Source organism: Variovorax sp. 20P10.2.4 (assembly GCF_058244205.1).
Map to the genome: position 1 here is coordinate 1 of NZ_JBZAYE010000272.1, position 9,364 is coordinate 9,364.

At 68.9% G+C, this 9,364-nt stretch carries 8 protein-coding genes; all 8 read left to right on the forward strand.

What is annotated here, in order from left to right:
• Window positions 1-76 precede the first annotated feature (76 nt).
• Window positions 77-1,423, forward strand: coding sequence for an amino-acid N-acetyltransferase (argA, locus tag AC27VN_RS22960; protein ID WP_093341712.1), 1,347 nt, complete (start codon window positions 77-79; stop codon window positions 1,421-1,423).
• A 31-nt stretch (window positions 1,424-1,454) separates the two neighbouring features.
• Entirely contained in the window at window positions 1,455-2,090 is a 636-nt protein-coding gene (locus tag AC27VN_RS22965; protein WP_490878009.1) for a LysE family translocator, read from the forward strand.
• A gap of 53 nt (window positions 2,091-2,143) precedes the next feature.
• On the forward strand, window positions 2,144-3,370 hold the full coding sequence (dapC, locus tag AC27VN_RS22970; protein WP_490878010.1) for a succinyldiaminopimelate transaminase: 1,227 nt from the start codon (window positions 2,144-2,146) through the stop codon (window positions 3,368-3,370).
• Between the two features lie 50 nt (window positions 3,371-3,420).
• Window positions 3,421-4,254, forward strand: coding sequence for a 2,3,4,5-tetrahydropyridine-2,6-dicarboxylate N-succinyltransferase (gene dapD / locus AC27VN_RS22975; protein ID WP_208507891.1), 834 nt, complete (start codon window positions 3,421-3,423; stop codon window positions 4,252-4,254).
• A 92-nt stretch (window positions 4,255-4,346) separates the two neighbouring features.
• Entirely contained in the window at window positions 4,347-5,495 is a 1,149-nt protein-coding gene (locus AC27VN_RS22980; protein WP_490878011.1) for a PilT/PilU family type 4a pilus ATPase, read from the forward strand.
• Window positions 5,496-5,509: 14 nt separating this feature from the next.
• The gene (gene dapE / locus AC27VN_RS22985; RefSeq protein WP_490878012.1) at window positions 5,510-6,688 is read left to right on the forward strand and encodes a succinyl-diaminopimelate desuccinylase; all 1,179 of its coding nucleotides are present in this window, start codon (window positions 5,510-5,512) and stop codon (window positions 6,686-6,688) included.
• Window positions 6,685-7,563 carry a 50S ribosomal protein L3 N(5)-glutamine methyltransferase gene (gene prmB / locus AC27VN_RS22990; protein WP_490878013.1) on the forward strand — a complete coding sequence of 293 codons (879 nt, stop codon included), beginning with the start codon at window positions 6,685-6,687 and terminating at the stop codon, window positions 7,561-7,563. The genes dapE and prmB overlap by 4 nt, the downstream gene beginning before the upstream one ends.
• A gap of 168 nt (window positions 7,564-7,731) precedes the next feature.
• The coding region (locus AC27VN_RS22995; RefSeq protein WP_490878014.1) for an ABC-F family ATP-binding cassette domain-containing protein at window positions 7,732-9,364 on the forward strand (1,633 nt) is incomplete at its 3' end.

The following is a 9,364-nucleotide window of genomic DNA, read 5'->3' on the forward strand; positions in this document are numbered from 1 at the left end:
GGTGCCGCGCGGCTGCTGCGCGCCCTGGCCTGATGCGCTGCACCAAAACGCGCCCAAGAATGCACAATCACGCCCCATGTCGACCGTCTTCAATTTCACCTTCGTGCCCTGGTTCCGCTCCGTCGCGCCCTACATCCACACCCACCGTGGCAAGACCTTCGTGGTCGGGCTCGCGGGCGAGGCGATCGCGGCCGGCAAGCTCCAGAGCATCGCGCAGGACCTGGCCCTGATCCAGAGCATGGGCGTGAAGATCGTGCTGGTGCACGGCTTCCGCCCGCAGGTCAACGAGCAGCTCGCCGCCAAGGGCCATGAGGCGAAGTACTCGCACGGCATCCGCATCACCGACGCGGTGGCGCTCGATTCGGCCCAGGAAGCCGCGGGCCAGCTGCGCTACGAGATCGAGGCCGCGTTCAGCCAGGGCCTGCCGAACACGCCGATGGCGGGTTCGACGGTGCGCGTGATCTCGGGCAACTTCATCACCGCGCGCCCCGTGGGCGTGGTCGACGGCGTGGACTTCAAGCATTCGGGGCTGGTGCGCAAGGTCGACTCGGCCGGCATCCGTCGCACGCTCGACTTCGGCGCGATGGTGCTGATGTCGCCGTTCGGCTTCTCGCCCACCGGCGAGGCCTTCAACCTCACGATGGAGGAAGTCGCGACCAGCGTGGCGATCTCGATCCAGGCCGACAAGCTGATCTTCCTGACCGAGACCCCGGGCATCCGCATCCACAGCGAGCTGCCCGAGAGCGAGGACAACCCGATCGACACCGAGCTGCCGCTGGACGCCGCCGAGAAGCTGCTGGCCGCGCTGCCGCCGGCGCAGAAACCGACCGACACCGCCTTCTACCTGCAGCACTGCGTGAAGGCCTGCAAGGCCGGCGTGGAGCGCAACCACATCCTGCCGTTCGCGCTCGACGGCTCGCTGCTGCTCGAGATCTACGTGCACGACGGCGTGGGCACCATGGTGATCGACGAGAAGCTCGAGAGCCTGCGCGAGGCCTCGGTGGACGACATCGGCGGCATCCTGCAGCTGATCGAGCCTTTCGAGCGCGACGGCACGCTGGTCAAGCGCGACCGCACCGAGATCGAGCGCGACATCCACCAGTACACGGTGGTCGAGCACGACGGCGTGATCTTCGGCTGCGCGGCGCTCTATCCCTATCCCGAGGCCAAGACCGCCGAGATGGCCGCGCTCACCGTCTCGCCGCAGTCGCAGGCCCAGGGCGATGGCGAACGCATCCTCAAGCACATCGAGCACCGCGCCAAGGCCATGGGCATCGAGAGCCTGTTCGTGCTCACCACCCGCACCATGCACTGGTTCCTCAAGCGCGGCTTCCAGCAGGTCAACCCCGACTGGCTGCCCGAGGCGCGCAAGCGCAAGTACAACTGGGACCGCAAGAGCCAGGTGCTGGTGAAGAAGATCTGAACCCTTCCATCGATTCCGCCCGCGAGAAACCATGACGCTCACCACCGCCCTGCTGTTCTGCATCGTGGCCCTGGCCGCCATCGCCACGCCCGGCCCCACCGTGCTGCTGGCGCTGAGCAACGGGTCGCGCCGCGGCGTGCGCGGCGCGCTGCCGGGCATGTTCGGCGCGATGCTGTCGGACTTCGTGCTGGTGGGCGCGGTGGCGCTGGGCCTGGGCGCGCTGCTCGCGGCCTCGGAATTCTGGTTCTCGATGCTCAAGTGGGTGGGCGCGGCCTACCTCGCCTGGCTCGGCATCCGCATGCTGCGCTCGAAGGGCGGCAGCTTCGAGCGGCCCGTCGAGGGCGCGGCCGCCGCGCCGGGCGGCGGTCGCCAGGTCTTCTTCAAGTCCTTCCTGGTGGCCGTGACCAATCCCAAGGGCTACCTGTTCTGCTCGGCGCTGCTGCCGCAGTTCATCGATCCCGCCGCGTCGCAGGGCATGCAGTACGCGATCATCGCGGTGCTGTTCGCGGGCCTCGACATGGCCGTGATGCTGGTCTACGCCTTCGTCGGCGCCAAGGCGATGCAGCTGCTGACCGCGCGCGCCGCGCGCTGGATCGACCGCACCTGCGGCGCGATGCTGCTGGCGCTGGCCGGCTCGCTGGCCTTCTACCGCCGCGCCACGCCCTGAACGCCGGGCCCGGCCGGGGCAGCGGCGGCCCGTGTCGCCGATAATCGCGCCCCATGAATCCCCTGCTTTCCAGGCTCCAGCCCTATCCTTTCGAACGGCTGAAGCAGCTGTTCGCCGGCGTCACGCCGAACCCCGACCTGAAGCCCATCAGCCTCGGCATCGGCGAACCCAAGCACGCGACACCCGAATTCATCAAGCAGGCCCTGAGCGCAGGCCTCGGGGCATTGGCCGCCTACCCCGCCACCGCCGGCGACCTGAAGCTGCGCACCTCCTTCACCGACTGGCTGCGAAAGCGCTACGGCCTCGCACTCGATCCCGCCACCCAGGTGCTGCCGGTCAACGGCTCGCGCGAGGCGCTGTTCTCGCTGGCCCAGACCGTGATCGACCCCAGCGACCGCGACCATCCGCCGGTCGTGATCTCGCCCAACCCGTTCTATCAAATCTACGAGGGCGCGGCCTTCCTCTCGGGCGCCGAGCCCTACTACGCGCCCAGCGTGCCGGCGCGCAACTTCGCCGTCGACTGGGACAGCGTGCCCGAGGCGATCTGGCAGCGCACCCAGCTGGTGTTCGTCTGCTCGCCCGGCAACCCGACCGGCGCCGTGATGCCTCTCGCCGAATGGCGCAAGCTGTTCGAGCTGTCGGAGCGCCATGGCTTCGTGATCGCCTCCGACGAGTGCTACAGCGAGATCTACTTCCGCGACGAGCCGCCGCTCGGCGGGCTGGAAGCGGCCGCCAGGCTCGGCCGCGGCGACTTCAAGAACCTGGTCGCGCTGACCTCGCTGTCCAAGCGCAGCAACGTGCCGGGCCTGCGCAGCGGCTTCGTCGCGGGCGATGCGGACATCCTCAAGAAATTCCTGCTCTACCGCACCTACCACGGCAGCGCCATGAGCGGCATCGTGGCCGCGGCCAGCATCGCCGCCTGGGGCGACGAGGAACACGTGGTGCACAACCGCGCGATGTACCGTGCCAAGTTCGCGGCCGTCACGCCGCTGCTCGAACCGGTGCTCGACGTGCGCCTGCCCGACGCCAGCTTCTACCTCTGGGCCGGCGTGCCCGAAGTGTGGGCCGGCGACGACGAAGGCTTCGCCCGCGCCCTCCACGCTCAATACAATGTCACGGTTTTGCCGGGGAGCTATCTGGCACGCGACACGCACGGCCCGCAGGGCGGCGCCCCCGTCAACCCGGGCAAGGGCCGCATCCGCATGGCGCTGGTGGCCGAGACCGCCGAGTGCGTCGAGGCGGCCGAGCGCATCGTGCGCTTCGTGCAGGGCGGCCGCTGATCCTGCCTCTCCCCGCCCCCGATTTTTCGCTTCTTCATCCGAGAGTCCTCATGACCCAGCAACTGCAACAAATCATCGACGCCGCGTGGGAAGACCGCGCCAACATCTCCGCCACCGCCGCTTCGGCCGAGGTGCGCGATGCCGTCGAGCACGTGATCACCGAACTCAACAACGGCAAGCTGCGCGTGGCCACGCGCCAGGGCGTGGGCCAGTGGACGGTGCACCAGTGGATCAAGAAGGCCGTGCTGCTGTCGTTCCGCCTCAAGGACAACGAGCAGATCCAGGCCGGTTCGCTCGGCTTCTACGACAAGGTGCCGACCAAGTTCTCGCACCTGTCGGCCAGCGAGCTCAAGGACTCGGGCGTGCGCATCGTGCCGCCGGCCGTGGCCCGCCGCGGCAGCTTCATCGCCAAGGGCGCGATCCTGATGCCCTCGTACGTGAACATCGGCGCCTACGTGGGCGAAGGCTCGATGGTCGACACCTGGGCCACCGTGGGCTCGTGCGCGCAGGTCGGCGCCAACGTGCACCTGTCGGGCGGCGTGGGCCTGGGCGGCGTGCTCGAGCCGCTGCAGGCCAACCCGACCATCATCGAGGACAACTGCTTCATCGGCGCGCGCTCCGAAGTGGTCGAAGGCGTGATCGTGGAAGAGAACTCGGTGCTCGGCATGGGCGTCTACATCGGCCAGAGCACCCCGATCTTCAACCGCGACACCGGCGAGATCTCGTACGGCCGCGTGCCCAGCGGCAGCGTGGTGATCAGCGGCAACCTGCCCAAGAAGACCAAGACCGGCCAGGACTACAGCACCTACGCCGCGATCATCGTGAAGACGGTCGACGCGCAGACGCGCTCGAAGACCAGCCTCAACGACCTGCTGCGCGACTGATCGAACGGCGGCCGAAGGGGGCCGCCTTTTTCCTGTCCCACCAAGAGTGCCACGACGGCACCGCCGAACGACCGAGGAGAAGGAGAGCGACGATGAACATGATGGAGCGGATTCTTCGGCTGATGGCCGAGCGCAAGGCCTCCGACATCTACCTGTCGGCGCACTCCCCGGTGCAGATCCGCATCAACGGCGTCTGCGTGCCGATCAATGCGCAGGTGCTGCCGCCGGCCGCACCGCTCGCGCTGCTGGCCGAGGTGGTGCCGCCCGCGCGCATCCAGGAGCTCGAGGCCAACGGCGAGCTCAACATGGCGGTGGGCATCGAGGGCGCGGGCAACTTCCGCATCAGCGCGATGCGCCAGCGCGGCACCTACGCGGTGGTGGTGCGGCACATCGCCTCGGTCATCCCGGGCTTCGACGAGCTCAACCTGCCCGACATCCTGAAGACCCTCATCATGGAGAAGCGCGGGCTGATCCTGATGGTGGGCGCCACCGGCGCCGGCAAGACCACCACGCTGGCCTCGATGCTCGACTACCGCAACGAGCACGCCAGCGGCCACATCCTCACGGTCGAGGAACCGATCGAGTTCACCTACACCAACAAGCGCTCGCTGGTGAACCAGCGCGAGGTGGGCAGCGACACGCAGTCGCTGCAGACGGCGCTGAAGAACGCGCTGCGCCAGGCGCCCGACGTGATCCAGATCGGCGAGATCCGCGACCGCGAGACCATGACCGCGGCCATCGCCTATGCGCAGTCGGGCCACCTGTGCGTGGCCACGCTGCATGCCAACAACAGCTACCGCGCGCTCAACCGCGTGCTGAGCTTCTTCCCGGTCGAGGTGCGCCCCACGCTGCTGGGCGACCTGGGCTCGGCGCTGCGCGCCGTCGTCTCGCAGCGGCTGCTGCGCACGCCCCAGGGCGCGCGCGTGCCGGCGCTCGAGGTCATGCTCAACACCGCGCTGGTGGCCGAGCTGATCGAGAAAGGCGACTTCTCTGGCGTCAAGGAAGCGATGGAGAAATCCATGGCCGAAGGCTCGCAGACCTTCGAGGAAGACATCGCGCGCCTCGTGATCGAGAAGCGCATCACCCGCGAGGAAGGGCTGGCGCATGCCGATTCGCCCACCAACCTCATGTGGCGCCTGCAGAACCGCCAGGCGCCCAAGCCCCAGGCCGACGAGCGGCACCTGACCGACCAGCTCGACGAGCCCACCTTCACCGACATCACGCTCGACGTGAAATTCTGAGAACCGCCCCCCCGATGTCCCGCACGCTCCAGCTCGCCGAACAACTGATCTCGCGCCCTTCCGTCACCCCCGACGACGCGGGCTGCCAACAGATCCTGGGCGAGCGGCTCGCGCGGCTGGGCTTCGCGCTCGAGACCATCGAGAGCGGTCCGGCGGACTTCCGGGTCACCAACCTGTGGGCGGTGCGCCGCCCGGCCGACGCCTCGGCCGCCACGAAGACGCTGGTGTTCGCGGGCCACACCGACGTGGTGCCCACCGGCCCCGTCGAGCAGTGGACCAGCCACCCGTTCACGCCCACGCACCGCGACGGCAAGCTCTATGGCCGCGGCGCCTGCGACATGAAGACCTCGGTGGCCGCCTTCGTGGTCTCGATCGAGGAGTTCCTGCAGGCCGTGCCCGATCCGCGCCTGACGCTGGCGCTGCTGCTCACCAGCGACGAGGAAGGCCCGGGCGTCGACGGCACCGTGGTCGTGTGCAACGCGCTGGCCGCGCGCGGCGAGAAACTCGACTACTGCATCGTCGGCGAGCCCACGGCCGTCGAGCGCTGCGGCGACATGATCAAGAACGGCCGCCGCGGCACCATGAGCGGCAAGCTCACGGTCAAGGGCGTGCAGGGCCACATCGCCTACCCGTACCTCGCGAAGAACCCGGTGCATGCGGTGGCGCCCGCGCTGGCCGAGCTGGTCGCGATCAACGCGGCCGGCGGCTGGGACGCCGGCAATGCCTGGTTCCAGCCGACGAGCTGGCAGATCAGCAACTTCCACGCGGGCACCGGCGCGAGCAATGTGATCCCGGGCAGCGCGGTGATCGACTTCAACTTCCGCTTCTCGACCGAGTCCACGCCGCAGGCGCTGCAGCAGCGCGTGCAGGCCGTGCTCGACGCGCATGGCGTCGACTGCACCCTGGCCTGGACCGTTGGCGGCCTGCCCTTCCTGACCACGCCGGGCGAACTGGTCGCGGCCGTGCAGGGTGCGATCCGCGACGAGACCGGCATCGAGACCGAGCTGTCGACCAGCGGCGGCACCAGCGACGCGCGCTTCATCGCCAAGGTCTGCCCGCAGGTGGTCGAGCTCGGGCCGGTGAATGCCAGCATCCACAAGATCGACGAGCACATCGAGGTGGCCGAGATCGAGACGCTGAAGAACATCTACCTGCGCACCCTGAAGCAGCTCGACGCTGCGCTCGCGGCATGAAGACCGTCATCGCGCTGATCGAAGCCGGCGCCGAGCAACTGGAACAGGCCGGCGTGGCCTTCGGCCATGGCACGGCCAACGCCTTCGACGAAGCGGCCTGGCTGGTGCTGTGGCGCCTGAAGCTGCCGCTCGACGAGCTCGACGCCGTGGCCGACACGCCGGTGGCACCGGCCGACGCGGCCAAGGTCGAGGCGCTGGTCGCCGAGCGCATCGCGAGCCGCAAGCCCGCCGCCTACCTCACGAAGGAAGCCTGGCTGCAGGGCGTGTCCTTCTACGTCGACGAGCGCGCCATCGTGCCGCGCAGCTTCATCGCCGAGCTGATCGCCGACGGCTCCATCGACTACTGGCTCGGCGAGCACACGCAGCGCGTGCTCGACCTGTGCACCGGCAACGGCAGCCTCGCGGTGCTCGCGGCGCTGACCTATCCCGAGGTGACGGTGGACGCGGCCGACCTGTCGGTGGCTGCGCTCGAGGTGGCCGCGATCAACGTGACGCGCCACGCGCTCGATGCGCGCGTGACGCTGATCGAATCCGACGGCCTCGCGGCCACGCCCGGCCCCTACGACCTGGTGCTGTGCAACCCGCCCTACGTCAACAGCCGGAGCATGGCCGCCCTGCCCGCCGAATACCGCGCCGAGCCCGAGCTGGCGCTGGCCGGTGGCACCGACGGCATGGATTTCGTGCGCCGGCTGTTCGCCGACGCGCCCGCGCGCATGAGCGAGCACGCGGTGCTGGTGCTGGAGATCGGCAACGAGCGCGAGCACTTCGAGGCGGCGTTTCCGCAGCTCGAGGTGGTGTGGCTCGAAACCTCGGCCGGCGACGACCAGGTGCTGCTCGCCACCCGTGCCGCGCTGGCGGCGCTCACGCCGCCATGAGGGCCGGCGCCGGCGTGCGTTAGCTGCGCTCGACCGCAACCCCTTCCACCTTCTTCTCGCGGCCATCGGCTGCGAATCCCGGTTTTCGGGCTGGTTTTCCGCGCCTTTGTCCCTTGTCGCCAAGACGCAAGGGCCGGGCGGGATAATCGCCCCCACGGTTCCTCTCTCATGATCACTCTCAAGAACGTCATTCTTCGCCGCAGCGCCAAGGTCCTGCTCGACGGCGCCACCGTCACCCTCAACCCCGGCGAGAAGGTCGGCCTGGTGGGCCGCAACGGCGCGGGCAAGTCCACCCTGTTCGCGCTGCTCAACGGCACCCTGCACGAGGACGGCGGCGATTTCTCCGTGCCCAAGCAATGGCGCATGGCGCAGGTCGCGCAGAACATGCCCGAGACCGAGGAGTCGGCCACCGACTTCGTGGTCGGCGGCGACACCCGCCTGGTCGAGTTGCGCGAGGCGCTCGCGCTGGCCGAGACCGCGCACGAGGCCGATCCCGACGACGCCGACGCGGGCATGGCGCTCGCGCATGCCTACACCGACCTGGCCGATGCCGGCGAGCACGACGCCGTGCCGCGCGCGCAGGCGCTGATCCTGGGCCTGGGCTTCAAGGCGCACGAGCTCGACGCGCCGGTCAACAGCTTCTCGGGCGGCTGGCGCATGCGGCTGCAGCTCGCGCGCGCGCTCATGTGCCCGAGCGACCTGCTGCTGCTCGACGAACCCACCAACCACCTGGACCTCGACGCCCTGGTCTGGCTCGAAGCCTGGCTGCAGCGCTACGCGGGCACCATGATCGTCATCAGCCACGACCGCGAGTTCCTCGACGCCGTGACCGACGTGACCCTGCACATCGCCAACGCCCAGCTCACGCGCTACGGCGGCAACTACAGCAAGTTCGAGGACATGCGCGCGCTGCAGATGGAGCAGCAGCAGCAGGCTTTCACCAAGCAGCAGGACAAGATCGCCCACCTGCAGAAGTTCATCGACCGCTTCAAGGCCAAGGCCAGCAAGGCCAAGCAGGCCCAGAGCCGCGTGAAGGCGCTCGAGCGCATGGAGCGCGTGGCGCCGCTGCTGGCCGAGGCCGACTTCAGCTTCGAGTTCAAGGAGCCGGGCAACATCCCGAACCCGATGCTGTCGATCAGCAATGCGAGCTTCGGCTACAAGAATCTGGAGGATGGCGAGAACGAGGAACCGAAGACCATCCTGCGCGGCGTCAACCGCTCGGTGCTCGCGGGCCAGCGCATCGGCATCCTGGGCGCCAACGGCCAGGGCAAGTCGACGCTGGTGAAGACCATCGCGCGCGAGATGGGCGCGCTGGCCGGCCAGGTCACCGAGGGCAAGGGCCTGAACATCGGCTACTTCGCGCAGCAGGAACTCGACGTGCTGCATCCCGAGAGCAACCCGCTCGAGCACATGGTGCGCATGGCGCGCGAACTCGGCAGCAGCGTGAAGGAAGCCACCGGCGAACAGGCGCTGCGCGGCTACCTCGGCAGCTTCAACTTCAGCGGCGACATGGTGAAGCAGCCCGTGGGCACCATGAGCGGCGGCGAGAAGGCGCGGCTGGTGCTCGCGATGATGGTCTGGCAGCGGCCCAACCTGCTGCTGCTCGACGAGCCCACCAACCACCTGGACCTCGCCACGCGCGAGGCCCTGGCGGTGGCGCTCAACGAATTCGAGGGCACGCTGATGCTCGTGAGCCACGACCGCGCGCTGCTGCGCTCGGTCTGCGACGAGTTCTGGCTCGTGGGCCGCGGCGTGGTCGGCGACTTCGACGGCGACCTCGACGACTACCAGCGCTACCTGC

Bases quoted from the DNA above. Each gene is read 5' to 3' on its own strand.
- argA (WP_093341712.1), top strand. From the start codon at position 77: ATGTCGACCGTCTTCAATTTCACCTTCGTGCCCTGGTTCCGCTCCGTC.
- AC27VN_RS22965 (WP_490878009.1), top strand. From the start codon at position 1,455: ATGACGCTCACCACCGCCCTGCTGTTCTGCATCGTGGCCCTGGCCGCC.
- dapC (WP_490878010.1), top strand. From the start codon at position 2,144: ATGAATCCCCTGCTTTCCAGGCTCCAGCCCTATCCTTTCGAACGGCTG.
- dapD (WP_208507891.1), top strand. From the start codon at position 3,421: ATGACCCAGCAACTGCAACAAATCATCGACGCCGCGTGGGAAGACCGC.
- AC27VN_RS22980 (WP_490878011.1), top strand. From the start codon at position 4,347: ATGAACATGATGGAGCGGATTCTTCGGCTGATGGCCGAGCGCAAGGCC.
- dapE (WP_490878012.1), top strand. From the start codon at position 5,510: ATGTCCCGCACGCTCCAGCTCGCCGAACAACTGATCTCGCGCCCTTCC.
- prmB (WP_490878013.1), top strand. From the start codon at position 6,685: ATGAAGACCGTCATCGCGCTGATCGAAGCCGGCGCCGAGCAACTGGAA.